General features: G+C 38.6%; 20 protein-coding genes and 1 pseudogene. 12 read left to right on the forward strand and 9 right to left on the reverse strand.

Going from position 1 to position 17,517, the window contains the following annotated elements:
• Nucleotides 1–43 precede the first annotated feature (43 nt).
• Complete coding sequence (locus BMZ78_RS05085; protein WP_093228506.1) at nucleotides 44–1,144, forward strand: S8 family peptidase; 1,101 nt, start codon at nucleotides 44–46, stop codon at nucleotides 1,142–1,144.
• A gap of 57 nt (nucleotides 1,145–1,201) precedes the next feature.
• On the opposite strand, the gene BMZ78_RS05090 is transcribed toward BMZ78_RS05085, so the two are convergent.
• Nucleotides 1,202–2,509 (reverse strand): hemolysin family protein, encoded by a 1,308-nt coding sequence (locus BMZ78_RS05090; RefSeq protein ID WP_093228695.1) that lies wholly within the window; start codon nucleotides 2,507–2,509, stop codon nucleotides 1,202–1,204.
• 585 nt (nucleotides 2,510–3,094) lie between these two features.
• The gene (locus BMZ78_RS05100; RefSeq protein WP_175482299.1) at nucleotides 3,095–3,616 is read right to left on the reverse strand and encodes a protease complex subunit PrcB family protein; all 522 of its coding nucleotides are present in this window, start codon (nucleotides 3,614–3,616) and stop codon (nucleotides 3,095–3,097) included.
• 84 nt (nucleotides 3,617–3,700) lie between these two features.
• On the opposite strand from BMZ78_RS05100, the gene BMZ78_RS05105 reads away from it, so the two are divergent.
• The 6 genes from BMZ78_RS05105 (at nucleotide 3,701) to BMZ78_RS05135 (ending at nucleotide 8,375) form a co-directional block, all read left to right on the forward strand.
• Complete coding sequence (locus tag BMZ78_RS05105; RefSeq protein WP_245739741.1) at nucleotides 3,701–4,111, forward strand: YlbF/YmcA family competence regulator; 411 nt, start codon at nucleotides 3,701–3,703, stop codon at nucleotides 4,109–4,111.
• A gap of 621 nt (nucleotides 4,112–4,732) precedes the next feature.
• Nucleotides 4,733–5,032, forward strand: coding sequence for a YlbG family protein (locus BMZ78_RS05115; protein WP_245739742.1), 300 nt, complete (start codon nucleotides 4,733–4,735; stop codon nucleotides 5,030–5,032).
• A 167-nt stretch (nucleotides 5,033–5,199) separates the two neighbouring features.
• Nucleotides 5,200–6,420: an MFS transporter gene (locus BMZ78_RS05120; RefSeq protein ID WP_093228512.1), complete on the forward strand. Its 1,221-nt coding sequence runs from the start codon at nucleotides 5,200–5,202 to the stop codon at nucleotides 6,418–6,420.
• Nucleotides 6,421–6,602: 182 nt separating this feature from the next.
• Nucleotides 6,603–7,073: a hypothetical protein gene (locus tag BMZ78_RS05125; RefSeq protein ID WP_093228514.1), complete on the forward strand. Its 471-nt coding sequence runs from the start codon at nucleotides 6,603–6,605 to the stop codon at nucleotides 7,071–7,073.
• Between the two features lie 209 nt (nucleotides 7,074–7,282).
• A complete protein-coding gene (gene minD, locus BMZ78_RS05130) occupies nucleotides 7,283–8,083 on the forward strand; it encodes a septum site-determining protein MinD (protein WP_093228516.1) in 801 nt (266 codons plus the stop codon).
• 19 nt (nucleotides 8,084–8,102) lie between these two features.
• Nucleotides 8,103–8,375: a hypothetical protein gene (locus tag BMZ78_RS05135; protein ID WP_093228518.1), complete on the forward strand. Its 273-nt coding sequence runs from the start codon at nucleotides 8,103–8,105 to the stop codon at nucleotides 8,373–8,375.
• A 35-nt stretch (nucleotides 8,376–8,410) separates the two neighbouring features.
• Here the strand turns inward: BMZ78_RS05135 and BMZ78_RS05140 are convergent, their stop codons facing one another.
• Nucleotides 8,411–9,244, reverse strand: a complete 834-nt coding sequence (locus BMZ78_RS05140) for a hypothetical protein (protein WP_093228520.1) — start codon at nucleotides 9,242–9,244, stop codon at nucleotides 8,411–8,413.
• Nucleotides 9,245–9,701: 457 nt separating this feature from the next.
• On the opposite strand from BMZ78_RS05140, the gene BMZ78_RS05145 reads away from it, so the two are divergent.
• The gene (locus BMZ78_RS05145; protein WP_093228522.1) at nucleotides 9,702–10,151 is read left to right on the forward strand and encodes a hypothetical protein; all 450 of its coding nucleotides are present in this window, start codon (nucleotides 9,702–9,704) and stop codon (nucleotides 10,149–10,151) included.
• Between the two features lie 58 nt (nucleotides 10,152–10,209).
• Here BMZ78_RS05145 and BMZ78_RS05150 read toward each other — a convergent pair whose 3' ends face one another.
• Together BMZ78_RS05150 and BMZ78_RS18690 are read right to left on the reverse strand one after the other, a co-directional pair.
• Entirely contained in the window at nucleotides 10,210–10,440 is a 231-nt protein-coding gene (locus BMZ78_RS05150; RefSeq protein ID WP_139203263.1) for a hypothetical protein, read from the reverse strand.
• Between the two features lie 7 nt (nucleotides 10,441–10,447).
• Nucleotides 10,448–10,603: a hypothetical protein gene (locus tag BMZ78_RS18690; RefSeq protein WP_175482300.1), complete on the reverse strand. Its 156-nt coding sequence runs from the start codon at nucleotides 10,601–10,603 to the stop codon at nucleotides 10,448–10,450.
• Between the two features lie 301 nt (nucleotides 10,604–10,904).
• On the opposite strand from BMZ78_RS18690, the gene BMZ78_RS18695 reads away from it, so the two are divergent.
• Nucleotides 10,905–11,066 carry a hypothetical protein gene (locus BMZ78_RS18695; protein ID WP_175482301.1) on the forward strand — a complete coding sequence of 54 codons (162 nt, stop codon included), beginning with the start codon at nucleotides 10,905–10,907 and terminating at the stop codon, nucleotides 11,064–11,066.
• A gap of 170 nt (nucleotides 11,067–11,236) precedes the next feature.
• Here BMZ78_RS18695 and BMZ78_RS05160 read toward each other — a convergent pair whose 3' ends face one another.
• Genes BMZ78_RS05160 through BMZ78_RS05170 form a run of 3 tightly spaced genes read right to left on the reverse strand, consistent with a single transcriptional unit; the run spans nucleotide 11,237 to nucleotide 12,862 of the window.
• Nucleotides 11,237–11,659, reverse strand: coding sequence for an MFS transporter (locus BMZ78_RS05160; protein ID WP_093228528.1), 423 nt, complete (start codon nucleotides 11,657–11,659; stop codon nucleotides 11,237–11,239).
• 6 nt (nucleotides 11,660–11,665) lie between these two features.
• Complete coding sequence (locus BMZ78_RS05165) at nucleotides 11,666–12,424, reverse strand: MFS transporter (RefSeq protein ID WP_139203264.1); 759 nt, start codon at nucleotides 12,422–12,424, stop codon at nucleotides 11,666–11,668.
• Between the two features lie 6 nt (nucleotides 12,425–12,430).
• Nucleotides 12,431–12,862 (reverse strand): TetR family transcriptional regulator C-terminal domain-containing protein, encoded by a 432-nt coding sequence (locus BMZ78_RS05170; RefSeq protein ID WP_093228532.1) that lies wholly within the window; start codon nucleotides 12,860–12,862, stop codon nucleotides 12,431–12,433.
• Between the two features lie 219 nt (nucleotides 12,863–13,081).
• Here BMZ78_RS05170 and BMZ78_RS05175 point away from each other — a divergent pair, with 219 nt between their 5' ends.
• Genes BMZ78_RS05175 through BMZ78_RS05185 form a run of 3 tightly spaced genes read left to right on the forward strand, consistent with a single transcriptional unit; the run spans nucleotide 13,082 to nucleotide 16,585 of the window.
• Nucleotides 13,082–14,512: a DUF4309 domain-containing protein gene (locus BMZ78_RS05175; protein ID WP_093228534.1), complete on the forward strand. Its 1,431-nt coding sequence runs from the start codon at nucleotides 13,082–13,084 to the stop codon at nucleotides 14,510–14,512.
• Between the two features lie 42 nt (nucleotides 14,513–14,554).
• On the forward strand, nucleotides 14,555–15,127 hold the full coding sequence (locus BMZ78_RS05180; protein WP_175482304.1) for a DUF4309 domain-containing protein: 573 nt from the start codon (nucleotides 14,555–14,557) through the stop codon (nucleotides 15,125–15,127).
• 36 nt (nucleotides 15,128–15,163) lie between these two features.
• The gene (locus tag BMZ78_RS05185) at nucleotides 15,164–16,585 is read left to right on the forward strand and encodes a DUF4309 domain-containing protein (RefSeq protein ID WP_093228538.1); all 1,422 of its coding nucleotides are present in this window, start codon (nucleotides 15,164–15,166) and stop codon (nucleotides 16,583–16,585) included.
• Between the two features lie 566 nt (nucleotides 16,586–17,151).
• On the opposite strand, the pseudogene BMZ78_RS05190 reads toward BMZ78_RS05185, so the two are convergent.
• Nucleotides 17,152–17,505: pseudogene (locus BMZ78_RS05190) on the reverse strand (manganese catalase family protein); the annotation flags it as partial.
• Between the last annotated feature and the right edge of the window lie 12 nt (nucleotides 17,506–17,517).

Consider the following 17,517-nt stretch of genomic DNA (forward strand, 5'->3'; position numbering starts at 1 on the left):
TATCACCTCTTTATTCATATGTTGGAATAAAGAGGTGATATGAATGATTCACAAAAATGAAACAGGGGTATACACCCTGATGTATCAGTATTCGCCAAAGCCTGAACAAATTCAGGCGATGGGTGGGAAAATCTCTTTTGTCAGCCGGTTTATGCCAATCGTTACAGCGCGGATTCCTGATAAAAAATGTTTGTCTCAATTAAAAAAGGATCCAAACCTAGTCTATATATCTCGTGATCATATTTTATCACTTCCTTTTTACCGTGTAAAAAAGATTCTTTCTCCTACAGTGATGGGAGCCAATCTTAGGCGCATGTCAAAAAAAGTGGTGCCGTGGAATGTGTTGAGAGTATTGGGGAGAGGACGATTAAATACAGGGAAGGGAATTCGTGTAGGAGTCATTGATACAGGAATTGATTTAAATCATCCCAACTTGGCCAGAAACATTAAAGGTGGTGTGAATATCATTTCTCCTTCCAAATCACCACAGGATGACAATGGACATGGTACACACATTGCAGGAACGATCGGAGCACTACATCATCGTGTAGGAGTTATTGGCGTAGCCCCTCATGTGTCTTTGTATGCAATTAAAGTATTGGATTCGTCGGGAACGGGTTCATTAACAAATTTAATTAGGGGAATTGAATGGGGTATTGCCAATCGGATGCATGTATTAAATATCAGTATCAGTGGTGGGAGAAATATTATTCCGATATTAGAAAAAGTTGTAAAAGAAGCGACCGATCGGGGAATTATCATTGTTGCTGCTGCTGGAAATTCGGGATTATCCTCTGGACAGGGGGATACCGTTGAAATTCCAGCACGTATTCCTGATACCATTGCTGTTGCAGCGTTAAACAAGTTGAATAAACGGGCTCCATTTTCCGCAACAGGTCAGATGGTGGATATTGCTGCTCCTGGAGTCGATATTTTAAGTACGTATCATAAAAAGCAATATGCTGTTTTAAATGGTACTTCAATGGCAACTGCACATGTATCTGGAGTGATGGCCATCTATCGTGCAGCCTATCCGCATAAATCGGTGGCTGAATTAAAAAGATTAATGGCACGAAAAGCCATTGACCTTCCACCCAAAGGTAAAGATCCTTTAACAGGTTATGGTTTGATTCAGGTAAATTAGAATAACCATGATGATCATAACAACAAAAACAACCCTGGTTTTCCTTTTGCAGAAAAGTTAGGGTTGTTTTTGTTCAATGGGTTTGACAAGTATTCTTGTAATGCTACGTTGATCCATTTCCTGAACAATGAACAGATAGTTTTTATAAGATACTTCTGCTCCCACTTTCGGTACTGCTTGCAGTTGTGAGAAGATCCATCCGCCGATTGTATCGTTGTTTTCATCTTCTATGTCTAATTGGAAAAAGTCATTGACTTCTTCAATCAATAAACGCGCATCAATCGATGTTTCGTTTCCTTTTTGTTGGAAAAAGGGGCGTTCATCATCAAACTCATCCTGAATTTCACCAACGATTTCCTCAATAATGTCCTCCATAGTGACCAGTCCGGATGTTCCGCCATATTCGTCAACGACGATTGCCATTTCTGTTCGGTGTTTTTGTAACGTACGCAAAATATCTTTAATTTCCATGGTTTCAGGAACTAAAACAGCAGGACGGACAATTTCTTGCAGATCAGGGACCTTTCCCATGGCAAGTTTTTCATAGATATCGCGAATATGTACAATACCCAGGATATCATCTTTGTCTCGTCCACACAGAGGAAAACGGGTGTAGTGTGTCTCATTGATCACTTCCAAGTTTTTGGCAAACGGCTCATGGGCATATAAGCAAACCATCTTGATTCGTGGCACCATTACTTCTCTGCCTACGCGATCAGTAAAATCAAAGATATTATCTAACAGTGAAAGCTCTGTCTGATCAATAATGCCACTGCGGTGACTCTGCTCCACAAGCATCCGTATTTCCTCTTCGGTATGAGCTTGCTGATGGTCAGGTTCTAATTTTACGCCAAACATTTTCAGGATGAAATTGGCTGAACGGTTTAAGATCCAAATAGCAGGTTTAAATAAAACAAAGAAGAAATGAAGTGGTCGGGCGATCCACAGCGTGGTCGTTTCTGCCTGGCGGATGGCGATCGATTTAGGAGCCATTTCTCCCAGGACGATATGTAAAAAAGTAATAAAGGCAAAAGCAAAACTAAATGAAAGCACGTGTACCAACGTTGATGGAAGATGAAAAAAATGAAGCACTGGTTCTAGAATTTTGGCCAAAGCTGGCTCTCCGACATAACCAAGTCCCAAGGAGGCCAGTGTTATGCCCAATTGGGTTGCTGAAAGGTAAGCATCCAAATTGAGAATGAGTTTTTGTGCTGTTTGAGCCCGAACATTTCCCTGCTCTGTTAATTGAGCGATTCGAGTGGATCTCACTTTGACAATGGCGAACTCAGAAGCCACAAAAAAACCATTGAGAAAAACAAGAAAAATAATAAGAACGATATCGAATAAAATACGAAACTCATTCAATTGCAAAGAAACGACCTCCTAGGAAGCGGATGGAGAATACTGGCGTAGCATACTTTCCCTGCTCTCTCCATATATTTATATTGATAAACATACTATGCGGGAGGTTAAGAAAATGAACCCTTGTTCCGAATGTTCAGGTATGATTCCTGGATATTGGGTAGACCCGATGTTTTTCACTTGGATGTCTCAAGCTCCCTACTCTGTGAATCAACCGTGTCCGTTTCCTTATGCTCCTTGGCAAATGTTTGGTTATATACCACCCTATGGATCCATGAGTCCTTATCATTTTCCTATGTATAGGATGCCCCCTGATTGGAAAAGTTATCAGGGCTCTCCGGCATTTGAGCGGATGTGGGATTCACCTGAGTCGCCTCAGTCACCGTGGATCAAGACATATCATGAAGGGGGTTAAACAGAAATAGAGGGGATAATTTGTCAGACGTTTGCATACATACTACGGGAAGCTGTTTTGCTTCCTCCCTTCCTTGCTAATTCCCTCCTTAAAATATCAGGAGGGTGTTTTTTTATAAAAAAAGCTTGCCCCACCAAAGGGACAAGCTTTTAAAAATATGGACTCACTTACTTTCATTTTACTTTTTTCTCATTAGGTTGGGAATAGTTATTTTGCGAAAGATGAACATTTACTTTCTCGATAGCATCTCTAGGGATGGACAGAATGATAAAGGGATAAGTAATAACTTGCGTGACAAATTCATCGGGTTTGGGAGTTGTTTCTGTTGCATGGATGGTTGCCTGGCGGTTCTTTTTTTCTATTTTATTTATTTTAATTCTATATCCGCTGGACTTGCGAGGGCCTAAGGAGATCGCGATGTAAATGTGATCAGATGTAAAATGGCTAATATGGCCACCTTTTTTTACAAGGGAGTCGAGCTGTTTTTGAATTTCAGGTGGAGCTTCTTCCGCTTTGATTTGATGATAGGTGAGCTCATTGGATCCCATATTGTTGTTTTCTCCTGATTCTGATCCGTTCTTTTTTTCATTGGTTGGATGGGATGTTTTCATTTGATCAGCTGGTTCAGGTGTACAACCTAGAAGTAAGATGAGACAACTTACAGACAAGAGCTGAAACCGCATCATTTTGAACATAAACATCTTTCCTTTTTATCCACTTTCAGGAATGGTTAAGTGGAGTTTTTTTTGTGATACAATAAAAGAGAAGGGGGATGTAGAGTGGAGCCACTAGACATGAGTGAGATATTAATGGATGCTTATCATTTAGCAGATCAGATAAATGAGTCAGAAGAGGTGAAAAATTACCTCCAACTAAAGAAAAAGCTACAAGAAAATGAAGAAGCCCAACGGTTGATTAAAGAATTTCAAAGGGTGAAGAGTTTATACGAAGAAGCCCAACGTTTTGGGATTTTTCACCCGAACTACCATGAGGCCAAAGAGAAAGCAGAGCGCTTTCAAAAGAAATTACGTCAACATCCTTTGATTTCTGCTTATCTGGAAGCTGAGGAAAAGCTGGATCAGTTATTATATGAGGTTTCAGCCACGATTGCCCATTCGATTTCGGAGACCATTAAAGTACCAAGCAATCAGCCCCGATCGATCCGAAAAAAATCATGTCATCGTAAATGATCATCTTTTTAGAATGCAATGAGGACATTGATTGCCGCAACAAAAACTTTTTTCCTCTGGAGCACGAAAACGAAACCGATATACCAATCTTTGATTGGATGTGCGCACATATTGATATTCAAATGACCAATCCGTTCCTGAAATCAATCGTTTCGCTTCGGTCAATAGAAAGTTTTCAAATTTGGTTTGGGAAGTATTGGGGTTCAGGATGACGTATAAAAAATTCATCCCCGCAAATTGGCGGTTTGTGAGCTGTAGAAACGGCTTTGTATTCATTTTTTGCAGTTGGGTGATAAAAACTATTTCAAAGTTTAACATATGATCACCTTAATGAACAGACTGCTTCATTGTGATAAAATTCAGTTAGATTTCTCGAAGCTTGAAAGTTGATCTTCTTTCTATTGCATGTTACCATAAAAATAATATGAAATATACTTTTCCTTAGTGCTGCAAGCCTAGGTTCCACCCAATCTTGACGCACAGATCATGAAAAGGCTTTGGTTGTTCGACTTTATCTTTGGTCAGGTTGAACAAATTTGAATGAAAGGAAAGGCTACATTTCTTGTACGGCAAGTTTTGTCGGAAGTTACGCCTCTGGAGTGCTGGACCAAATGAAGTACGATGAAAGGGGAAGAAAGTAAATACTTTCAAGTAGCCGGTAAGATGATCATGAAGTTTGCGGAAAGAATAGGTTTAGCAGTATGGGTAAAGGATTTGAAAGCAGCTCGTTCATTAGAGCGCTTGGGTAATGTTCACTATATTTCTAAACGACTTCATTACGTATATCTCTATGTTGATGGAAAAAATGCAGATCAACTGATTTCGCGTATAGAGCAAATGCCTTTTGTTTACCGTGTAGAACCTTCGCAACGACGAAGTTTATCTTGGAACTTTAGTAACAGGATATGCCCAGAGATATAAATCAGATCCATTGATTTTTTTCCTGCCACTTATCTGTGGCAGTTCTTTTTGGAGTTCATAAGCTTTACAGCTAGAATTTTTTGCCACAAGCACATGTGGCTTTTCTTTTTATCTTGATATTTCGCATCACTAAATATATGTAGATAGAAACTTGGGAGATGAGAAAGGTGAAGTATTGGCGACGAAACTTGTATATCTTGATGATTTGTCAATTTCTTGTGCTAGCTTCCATGTCGATGATTATGCCCTTTCTGCCATTGTATTTGCAAGAAATGGGAATGAAAAATCAAGATGAAGTGCAACTCTGGGCAGGTATCATTTTTGGTGCCAACTTTTTTTCCGCTTTTATTTTTGCGCCTATTTGGGGGAACCTGGCTGATCGGTTTGGAAGAAAAATCATGGTCTTGCGTTCCGGATTTGGAATGGCGATTGTCATTTTTCTTACGGGGCTTGCTACGTCCCCCACTCAGTTGTTGTTTTTACGGTTGCTAAACGGTATTATTTCGGGATTTGTCCCTGCATCGATTTCGCTTATGTCTACCAATTCTCCAAAAGAAAAAGTGGGATATGCATTAGGGATGTTACAGTCAGGGGCGGTAGCAGGAACCATTATCGGCCCGTTTTTTGGTGGAATTTTAGCTGAGGCTATTGGGTATCGGATGATTTTCTTTATAACGGGTATAGGAATTGCGATTGCTACCTTTGTTGTTTTGTTCTTTGTCAAGGAAGAATTTTGCCTGCAAAAAGAGAAACAAAAAAGCAACATGCTGGCAGATGCTACCAGGATTTTTCGCCAAAAACAATTGCCCCTTTTATTTGGGGTTGGCTTTTTAATGCAGTTTGCTTTAATGGGAGCCCAACCTCTCATGTCATTGTTTGTCTCTGAACTTGGAGCACCTGGAGGATATATTGCATTTTTTTCCGGCTTGGTGGCTTCGGTAACTGGAGTGGCTAATATGATTTCCTCTCCAATCTTGGGAAGACTGGGAGATCGACATGGTTCTGAACGTGTTTTGTTTTTTGCCATGATCGGAACAGCTGTCTTTTTTATTCCGCATATGATTGTCGGCTCCGTTTGGAAGTTATTGATCATCCGTTTCTTGCTGGGGCTATTTGTTGGAGGATTAGCTGCTTCACTTAACTCATTGATTCGCAAATATGCACCTCCAGGTAAAATTAGTACCGTCTATGGTTACAACACCAGTGCTACTTGTTTAGGAAATATGTTGGGACCGATTTGTGGGGGATTTTTCTCGGGATTGATTGGGATTCGAGGGGTTTTCCTTTTGATTGCTGTCACCTTATTTGTTGCAGCTATTCTTTTGAAGATCGGATTGCGTATCAAGGCGATCCAACATGGCAGCGATTCAGCGTTACGAGCTGGATAAGGAAGGAGAAAGGCTCAGTTGATAGAAGATTGCCTTTTTTTCGTTGATCTGGTAACATATCAGATCCAATTCTTTGACATGAGATAAAAGAATGAGGAAAGTAGCCGATTTGCTTGTGAAAAGAAAAAAGACTTCCTAAAATATAGTTGATGAAGTGATTTTAGATAGGGGAGAGAAACTGAATGAATCTTTTTCAAGATTTAAAACAGGCGTTTGAAAAGGGAATGGAACAAGTTGGAAATCAATCGCAACGAATGATAGAACTTACTCGATTAAATGGAAAGTTAAAAGGAAAAAAAGAAAGTATTCAAGAAATGTATAATAAATTGGGGCAATTGGTTTATGATGAATGGGAAAAGAAACAGCAAGTCGAAGTGACAGGGGAAGTTCATCAAACACTGGAAATGATTCAGGATCTCAAGAAGCAAATCGTTCAACTCGAAGAGAAAATCGATCAGCTGAAGCATCAAAATACAGGGAGCAGTCTGGCTCAAAAGCTGCCATCTTCCGATTTATTTGCAAATACAGGTTCACCTCAAATGAATCCCAAAATGTCTGTTCCTGTGGCGATCCTTTATCTTTGTCCGTTTTGCGCTCACCAAGTAAAGGAAGACGATCATGTGTGTTCTAACTGTCAAGTTCGTTTTTATTAGAAAAGTTTTTGGGTAATATTGTCATTTTGTTAAAATATTTCTTTTTTTGTCTTTCTGTTTTTGTTACAATATTGATACAAATAACTGCGAGATATGTCGATGAATCTGTGCAATGGTTTTATAGGGGCGAAAAATACGGAAAAATGGGTTTGAATGATCCTCTTTAATTGGCTGTTTACATACAAATGAAAAGGAAAGGGGTATGACACATGAGCCACAGATCGGTTGCTATCGTTGTGACGAGCGGAAAAGGCGGTGTTGGCAAATCAACCACTGTCGCCTCCGTAGGGCTGGGGCTCGCTCAGTTGGGGCATAAAGTATGTCTAGTTGATACAGATATTGGCTTAAGAAAATTGGATCTCATGTTAGGATTGGAAAACCGCATTGTGTATGATTTAGTCGATGTAATCGAAGGTGTAGCAAAACTTCGTCAAGCTCTTGTTCGTCATAAAGAGTATCCAGATCTGGCTTTGTTACCAGCGGCACAAACGAGATATAAAGAGGAAGTAAATCCAGCACAAGTGAAACATGTAGTGGATGAATTGAGGAAGGAATTTCATTACATTTTAATCGATTCTCCTGCTGGAATTGAAGGTGGATTTCGGAATGCAATTGCAGCAGCAGATCGGGCTATATTGGTTGTGAATCCAGAAATTCCATCTGTACGTGATTCAGATCGAGTCATTGGTTTATTGGAATCAGCGAGTTTAACACATATTGATCTTGTTGTTAACCGTGTTCAACCAGGAATGGTTAGAGATGGTGACATGTTAAGTGTAGAGCGTGTCCAAAATCATTTGGCTATTAATCTGTTAGGTATTGTACCAGAAGATCGTCGGATTATTCGTTCTTCAAACACAGGTGAGCCCGTTATCTTGGATAGCAAGTCACTTGCTGGTAAAGCATTTTCCAATATTGCCAGGAGAATAGCCGGGGAAGAAGTACCATTTTTAGAGTTGGAAGAATCAACCTTAATTAATCGAATTAAACGTTTGTTTCACATTGCCTAACGCTTAAGGGGTGAAACATGTGGCCTTTTTGAATATGTTCGGTAAGGACAAGGAGGAACCGACCGCAACAAAAGCGGATGATCGTTTGGCACTTGTGCTAAGCTATCAGCGTTCGGAAATTGATGAAAGAAAGCTCAAGGAATTCCGGGGGCGTTTGATTGAATTGTGTGATGATTTCGGGTATGATGTCGTGGGGCATATAGAGGTAATACCACAATCCAGGGAACGGACCACCATCATTAACGCTTCTATTCCAGTTCGACTCAAAGAACAAGTGAAAGAACAGATATAGAAAAAAGCACGGACCTGAACGGTTCGTGCTTTTTTCTATATGATTTTATCATTTTGTAAGCGTTTAGCTAAAAAGTCAACAATTAAAGTGGAGAATTCTTTATCATCGGCAAGGGTTAACAAGGCCACAGATACACGGGTACATCCGTACTGTCTCATTAATTGCATCAGTTTCTGTTTAGTTTCTTGATTAGGTTTGCAGTAGCGCTCCTCAAATGCTTTAAATACAATTTCTTCTTCATTGGTTGTTGGACTGCTTGGTGACCAGGTCGGATATGGAGCAGGAGGTGTTTGTATATGATTGGTTGCCGTAGCGAGCTGATTTTGCACGGCTGTTGATAACTCTTCCGATGATGAATTTGGATAATGTGATGTTTCCTCCAAATTATGGATTACGGGCAAATTGATTTGCCAATCAGGTAATTTCCTTCGCCTTCGGGGTCTTTGCGGCGGCAAATACTTGAACTTTTCTGGGTGTTTTCGTCTAAGCGTATAGATTCTTTGATAAATGGCTCCTTGTGTCCGATTCAGTTTCTTCTCTAATTCGGCTATAGCAGCAGAGAGAGATTTGCCTTCTTCGGTATAAGCATTAACAGTATCAATAACAAGTTCTTCTTCATGGGGTTCCCAACTATTTAGGCGATGAGTCGAACTGGAATCATCTAAACTTACAAAACGGTCAGGATATTCTGATCTCAGTTTGCGCACATGCGACATGATCCCGGCATATCCACGATTGAGTTTTTCTGATAATTCTTTTAAAATCTCCCTCTCTCGTTTTCCTTCTTGTAATCCTTTATTGATCGCTTCGATGATCTGTTCATTTTCTTCTTCTGTATACTTACCTTTTTTTGGATCGATCATAACCATTTCTGTTTCTGCTACTTATATTAAAAAAATTTCGTTGTGATACTATTCCTTTAGTGGATATCAAAATTTTATTAAGATATTAACTTGGAATATTAGATTATTTTTCTATAAGTAGCAGTTTTTCACCTCTCTTATTTTTATATTTAATAACAATATTCCCTGTTTATTCCGACCCTTGCCTATATAATCAAAATTTTTTATTCTCCACTGTATTTGACTTTATAAGTTACTTATTAATATAACAGAAAATGCATAATCATTTCTACACCTATGTTTAAAAAATTTGATTATTACTATACATTTAACAAATTGTGTATATTAATGGGAATAAAGTAAAGAAAAAAATATTTGGATCTTAAAATTAAATAGTAATTTGTTAAATCATACGTATAAGATTGTGGAATTTTGACTATACCCATAATAAAAAGATGTTACTGGAAGAAAGGAGACCTGTATCTTGAGTCAGATGTCGGTGAAAGAAATCAGTTCACTATTGGTTTCTCGATCTACTTTACATCCATCTAGAACAGATGATATACCACATCATCATTGGGACTTGGATACACGGGCTGCCCTTGTGATATTGTGGGGACTCTTGGTTTATCCAATACTTGATCCAGACCTGAGAAAAAATAAAGAAATGGGTTGGATTGATGTGCATCAATTAACTCATTTGTTTAAAGAATATCTGGGCGATCAAAAGGAATGTGTGGAAATATTGTTCTTATTTAAGCATTTTGATTATATCCGTTTACAATCAGACGGACGTATCACGGCAGGGACCGAATTGCTCAGTGCTGTAGATGCAGCAAAAATGTATCGGTTATTTCGTGCTTCTGTGCTTGCAAGAAAACTATTTCAGAAAAAGAATATACCCGAAATTCAACAAAATCCAACCATTTTTTAAAAAAAAATCCCCCACGCTTATATTTCCATGTTAAAGCGTTGGGGGATTTGTCTATATTTTATACTTTATGTTGCTTCATCGCTTCTAAAAACATACGTAATGATTTACGCTGATCAGGAGTGAGTTCCAGGGCGACTTGAACCAAATATTGAATATCTTCAGGCAAATGTTGGATGGATTGGCAATGTTGTTGACCTAATTGGTCAATTGCCTGTTCAATTAAATGACGTGATTCATTGATATATCTATATGTTTGGATTAAGAGCTTTTCCACTGGTTGAGTCATCATCGTTATCCTACTCCGTTTTGGAGTTCAGGAGTAGTTCAATTTCCTGTTTTACACGCAATAATTCGTCTGGACTTAGCTTTCTTAAGTCTCTAATCATCATCTCTAGTTTCATGGACCGGAATTCTTCTAGAAAGGATGGCATATAGTGAGTATTGATCGACACGGGAAAAACTCCTTTCATCCGAAAGTTAAAACCGATATGAGTCCATAGTCCATCATTATCTGTTTGGGACTCCATTTTATCAAATTTTCGACGATGATCAATGAGGATTGTCATCTTATGGGCTTCATTTATTGTCGTTTTTTTTCATTATTTGCCTTTTTTCTTAGGGAATTCATATAGATGTGACATTTTTTTGATTTTTTTAAGATGGGTGTTTTAAATATGTAGAAATAGGGTAATTATTTGTTGACAGCCTGGTTGTCATAATGAATAACTTGAACAGAATAGAGGTGCTTGGTGAATGTTGGAACAATTGAAAGCACTGGAAGAACGTTTACTCTATTTGGAACAGGAATATTTGCTCGCCAAGGAACGCCATGAATTTTTGCAGCAATATGATCTGCATGAAGAAATGAAACAATTGAGAAAAAAGCATCGTGAGTTAAAAGCAAAAATCAGTTAGGTAGATGGTAAAATAGCATATAATGCCACTGAACATATAAAGAAGAGCGCATCCGGATGGGTGCGCTTTTCGTATATCCGTGTACATTAAAGGAGTGGATAGGCAAAAGAATACATATTGCATGTGCAAATGGATAACCGAGGAAAATAACCGAAAAAATATTTGCAAAATTATGAATTACTTGGTGCTTGCTTGATTTTTATGCTAAAGATGGCTGCAATCAAAATAGTAAGCGCAGATACACCATAGACCACAAGAATGGAACTTCGAGCGAGGAAAGGACCAGAAACCAGAATTCCTATCAATGTACCACCAACAAATGTTTGGGTGAGGAACCCACTAACTTTTCCAATCCTATTTTGATCGGTTTGATTCATTACTAGCATGATAATGATAGAGCCTAAGAATGTTGCACATACTCCTGTTAGGAAACGCAGGGTTGCTGTGACAGGAATCCAAATAGAAAGTGCTTCGCCAAATACACAGATTGCAAAGAAGAAAAGGGCACTACTAACTAGAACTCTGACATTAAACTTAGAGATCAATAGAGTTGCAATCCCGCCACCGATTAAAGATCCAATCCCTGCGACCATAAGGAACTATTCAATCGATTCCTTTTGTAATTGTAATCGATCCATAATTAAAAATACATCTAATGGTTGAACTAAGCCAATACCTAACGCTAAGAAGAAATATACGAATGGTATCACATTGATGTTGCTGTTATTTTTTAAGTAAAAAAGGCCTTCTTTCATATCTAGCCAAACATGTTGTTTTTCGTTGGCTGATTCTTTTTCTATCTCAGGCAGAAGAAAAGCGAGTAATAAAGAAATGAAAAAGCAAATCCCGAAGAGAATCAAGCAGGCTTCGATTCCTAAATACAGAAAGAGGCTGGTTCCAATGACAGGACCTATGACTAAGAAAATAGAAGGGATGCTTTGATTCAAACCAATCACCATGTTCATATTTTTGGGAGAGAGGTGACCTTTAATAATAACGTTAGAGGAAGGTTGAGAAAATTGACTTAGGATCACTGAAACAAAGGTGGCGATTAGAATATAAATCCACCCGTATTGAATAACGAATAATATCCCTACTATGGATAGAATACTTAAAATATCACAAATAATGATCGTGTTTTTTGGATTCAAGCGATCCGCAAAAGCTCCCCCGATGAATGCGAAAAGAAAAATGGGGAGATATTCTACCAGGTTTACTAGTGAGACAATTTTCGGATCGTTTTGGGTTTGTTCCATTGCATAGAAGAGAACAGCCATGTTGCGAACCCATATAGCAAAATTTTCAAGGATACTTCGTCCAATGACGACTGAAATGATGTGTGCTTGCAAATGGACCACCTCCCTCTATTTGCTTTGTTCATTGGATATTCCAGTAAGAAAAATTTGAATGGCTTTTTTATAGAGGCTTGCAACATTAGTAATATCGATATAGGGATAGTTGGTACCTAATCCCATTAACAAACCGTTCAAGATAAAGGTTAATTCATCAATGTCTGCTTCTTTAAATTCGTTCTTTTTCATTCCTTCTTCTAAAATGGATCTGTATATGGGAAATGATGAATGCATGAGTGGATAAAGGCGATCCATCACTTCATCGTGGTTCGTAGTATTTGCATAAAATTCTTCAGCTACTTTTATTAATGAACTTTGATAACTTTGCGAAAATAGATCTGCTAAGATAAAAAGTTTTTCCTTTGCAGACTTAGCCTGTGTGATTCGTTCTTGGCAACGAGTGTTCCAGGTAGAAATTTCATTTTCTAATATGAATAAAAACAACTCCTCCTTATTCTTTTATGACCGATTGGTGGCAAAATGAAGAAGTGTCGGCGATATGTAAAGAGGTTAATAGATTCAAATTGAAAAAGATTTAGCAGAAGGATATTTTGTTAGACAAGCGTTTGGTTTTGAAAGATCCTGATCATTTTTATCCTAATATTTCATAGGTTTAGTTTTTTGTTTAAAACTAAAAAAGAGTGAAATATAGAATGAGGAGCTATGGAAGTGGATAATTATTACCAAATATTAGGTGTTCCGGAAAATGCTGATGTAGAAGAAATCCAAAAGGCACTATTAAAACAGCTTCGACTTTGGAACCATCGCCTAAATGCCCCAACGCTTTCACGACGGCAAGAAGCGGAGCGGATGATTGAACTGCTTGAGGAAATCAAAGAAACACTTATGGATGAAAAGAAACGGAATGAGTATGATGCTAAGCTTAAGCAGTTTGAAGAGGAACGAAAGACTGCAAAAGTTCTCGAACAAAGTAAAGAGAATGATGGAAATCAAGAAAAGCAGCAGTCTGTTTCTTCATTTGAAGAGAAGATTGAAAGTGAGCCCAAAGATTTGGAGATTGAGGCATTGGAGCCAGGGAAAGAACAGGCAAAATCAGTATCACTGACAGAAAAAAGATTTTATAAACACCCATGGTTTGTTGGTAGCATCTTAGCTGGCTTACTGATTGTATTTGGATTGGGATGGCTACTGCCTACGAAATTTGGAATGAAAACAGGATCACAAAATGTTTCAGCATCTGAAGCACGAGAAATAAAAGAGTTAGCTATGCAAGGAAAAATATATGGTGTACCTTTTAAAGCTGATGCGACATGGGAAGAAATATCTAAAAGCTGGGGAATGCCGAAGAATTCGAATCAAGAGGCTGGAAGTCAATGGCCAAATAAAAATCCCTATGTTGAGGTTTTTAGTGATCCCAAAATGATCGGGAAGGTTTGCAAGATCAGCAATAAGAAAGTAGGGGGTAAAAAACAGCTCTCTCTATCATGGCAAGAAATCAAAAAAGAGTTTGGTGATCAGTTTGTTTATCGGATTGGTGATGATGGTAAAGGAGGTCAGTTTTATTTTTATCGTCTGCCTTCATATGCAGTAGAGTTTGCAGTGCAAAATGGAAAGGTGATTGCGATGCAAGTAGGGAAGGAACATTGTTTTCCTAAGTACGAAGGAATTAAGCCGGGAAAAGATTTGGAAACTCAACTCGTATATGAAATCAGAGAGTTATCGCGACATGGAAAAATGTATGGCATTCCTTTTTCGATTGGGACACCATATAACTTTGTTGTTAAGGAGTGGCAGAATTCTGAGGAAACGGGCGCATCTGGTTCACGAACACTTTATTATCAAGATAAAGTCCTACAGTTTGATCATGAGAATAAGGTTTGTCAGCTGTCTTACAGAGAAATTCCTAAACGATATCAATCTATCTCATTTAGTAAAGTGAGACAAATTTTTGGTACTCCTCAAAAAATCGAAAGCAATAGTAATATATCAACCTATATCTATGATTACTATGCACATCGAGTAGAGTTTGTTACCTCTGTTGATAAAAAGACGGGTGAAGAGAAAGTGATCAGTTTTAAGGTTGTTACCACCTGTCAATCTGGTTATTATTTTGATCCAAGTCTTAATCAATAAGTTTTTTGTACTAAAAGTTGTGAAATCATGGAGGAAAATATGGTGAATTCTATAAATAAATGGATGATTATTTCGGTTATTTTATTGTTGATTGTAATTGGACTAGGTGCCATTCATTTGGTAGGTACTAGTGAACCTGTAGTGAAAAAGAAGCAATTACCTGTCAAAGACCCACAATCTCCGATCGAACTCGCACAAGAGATTAAAAAATTGGCCGAAAAAGGGCACGTGTATGGCATTCCACCTATATCAATTGGTACACCTAAGCAAAAGGTGATTGAAAAATTGGGTCCGAGTGAAGGAAATTTATATAAAGCAAAAAATGTGCTTTTTCGATACGACTCAAAGAACCGGATTTGCTCGATTACATACGAGCACCGTTATGGTGATGATTACATTATGATTCCAAAGCGCTATAAAAAGGTGTTAATGGCAGATATAAAGCAAGTGCTTGGAGAGCCAACTTATACAGAAGGGAATATGTATGTTGAGCATTACTATCAATTGAATAACTATTATGTCACTTTTACAACAGGAGGACTTGAAGATCAGTCCGGTCTACTTGCACTAAGAGTTAGTAGTAAGGAATGTGAATCATTTGGAAAAGGGTTGTAAAATTTTATAAGTTCAATACAAAAGGTTGAGAGAGATATGAAAAACAATGATCAGCGACCAGGAATACCTCAGCAAGCAAGTAAAGAAGAATTTGAAAAGGCAATAGCAGAACAGAAACATCCATTGAAAAGTCAGCCGCATGACCAGGTAAGCACTTCAGCGTTACAGGAGAAAAGACAGACAATTAGTGAGAAACGTGAACAAACTAAACAAGACCTGATGAAGATCATGATAAATCAAGAGGAAAAGCCAGATTCAATGAAAAAGGAACAAACACTGAACCAGTCTGAAGAGAATAAACCATTGGACAATATTCAGGAAAGGGAAAGTAAACAACAGAGCCCGGAAATAAAAGAGATCCAGGCTAACCAGGAGAATGATCGAAAGAGAGGAACTGGTGACTGGCCAGGAATGAAATGGATTGGGCAAAGGAAGTGGGTAATCGGGTTATTCGTCGGCATCATCATTCTGGTCGTTTTTTTCTCTTTAGGCGGCTTGTCCATTTTGATTCCAAAAGAGCCACTTCATTTGAATAAAGATGTAATGGTAAAGGATCAGTTTATTGTGAGATTGGCAGACTATGTACAAGATCGTTCTTCAGCTAAACTCAGTATATTTGTTCGTCCTACATCCAATCGAGAGAATCGTTATAAAGATACACTTGGATTTAGCTATTATCTGAATGAGAAGCCAGTGATTCAGATGCGTATCCGGATTGAAGACCGATTCGGAAATGCCATCTGTCAGGCTGATACGTCAAAAGCGAATCATTTCACGGCCGTTGATCAAGGTCAAACGTGGGAGCAATTCGAATGGACCGATTTGCCTAAAGGAGGTAGAATATTCGTTATTGAACAAATTTCGGAGTTTATGGTGACAGAGGGATTAATCCAAAATTCATCGGGTAAGCAGGTTGTATCAGGGGAAGAGAAAGTGTACCCGATGAATGAGTACTTTTCCTTGCCTGAACCCGAAATATTGGATCATGGCTTGATGATGGCGAGGGAGCTCAAAAAGTTGACTTCACAAGGAAAGGTTTATGGGGTTCCATTTAAAATCGATACTCCTGTATCCATGATTGAAAAGATTTTGGGACCACCTGCTTCAGATGCGAATTTGAACTTTTGGATGAAGAACGAGCTTGACTTGCTGATTATCAATGATGATCGCAAGACCAGTTGTACAGAGTATAAGTTAGGTAAGCGTAATCCATCACATGATCTTCGGAGTTTTATTGACTTGCCAAAACGTTATCAAGGAATGACGATGGAGCATGTGAAAAAGGTATTTGGAAATCAGTATATTGATCATACTTTCCGTGATATCAACGGAAGAAGTTTGAATGGAGCGGACCGATTTTTATATAAATTATCACCTTATGAAATCGAATTTTGGGTAAAAAAGGGAAGAATTGTAACAATCGCTGTTTCACAGGAGGGCTGTATGACTTTCAAGTGAATTTACAGAAATGCCGTCTGAAAGCCCATGGTTTGAATTGTGGGATGAAAGACGGCGTTGCTCGGTAATCCCTTCATGGGATTGCCAAGAGAAGGAATTTTCTATATAATCAAACATATGAGCGGTGCTCATCCTACTGGTAGTAGGTCGAATGTTCCTGTGGACGTCATGGTATGAGATTCTGGTAGCGAAAAGTCTCCTACCAGGTAAAACCATGAGAGTGAATGAAAGGAACTAGCATACTGGTAACAGGTATGCCGCCCATGTGGGTACATGCGGCTTGGTGCCGTAGAACTACATGGGACGGGGTGATGACACACCCCTGAACTTGGGCGCCCACCAAAACGGAAACGGACTGCGGACGCTAACGACCCAAGAATCCCACGGCTTCAGCCGTGTGGAGTGTCAAATATTGAACAATGATAAGTATACGTATTTGTGTAGATTCATGAAATGGGAAGTTGTTAATGATGATGAAAGTGTGAGTGAAGAAAAATACCCCATTCCTCGTCAGAGGGATGGGGTATTTCCTTGCAAAGTGCGGCTAGAAAAAGCAAAATTCAAGATTAAAAATACTTCTTTTGTCCTTGATACTCTTTTAATAACTCTACTGCTTCCCGAAAACGTTGAGCGTGAACAACTTCTCTTTCTCTAAGGAATTTCAGGGAGTCGTTAATGTCTGGGTCATCCGATAGATCAATCAGCCACTGGTATGTAGCACGTGCCTTTTCCTCTGCAGCAATATCTTCATACAGGTCAGCAATGGGATCATTTTTGGCCTGAATATAGGTCACTGTGAAGGGATTGCCAGCGGCATCATGGTAGAATAAGGCGCGCTCGTGATTGGCGTAATGATCGCCGAGACCAGCCTCTTTTAATTGCTCCGGAGTAGCATCTTTGGTTAATTTATACAATATTGTATTATGTATACA

It is taken from the genome of Thermoflavimicrobium dichotomicum, assembly GCF_900114055.1.
Classification (GTDB): Bacteria; Bacillota; Bacilli; order Thermoactinomycetales; family Thermoactinomycetaceae; genus Thermoflavimicrobium; species Thermoflavimicrobium dichotomicum.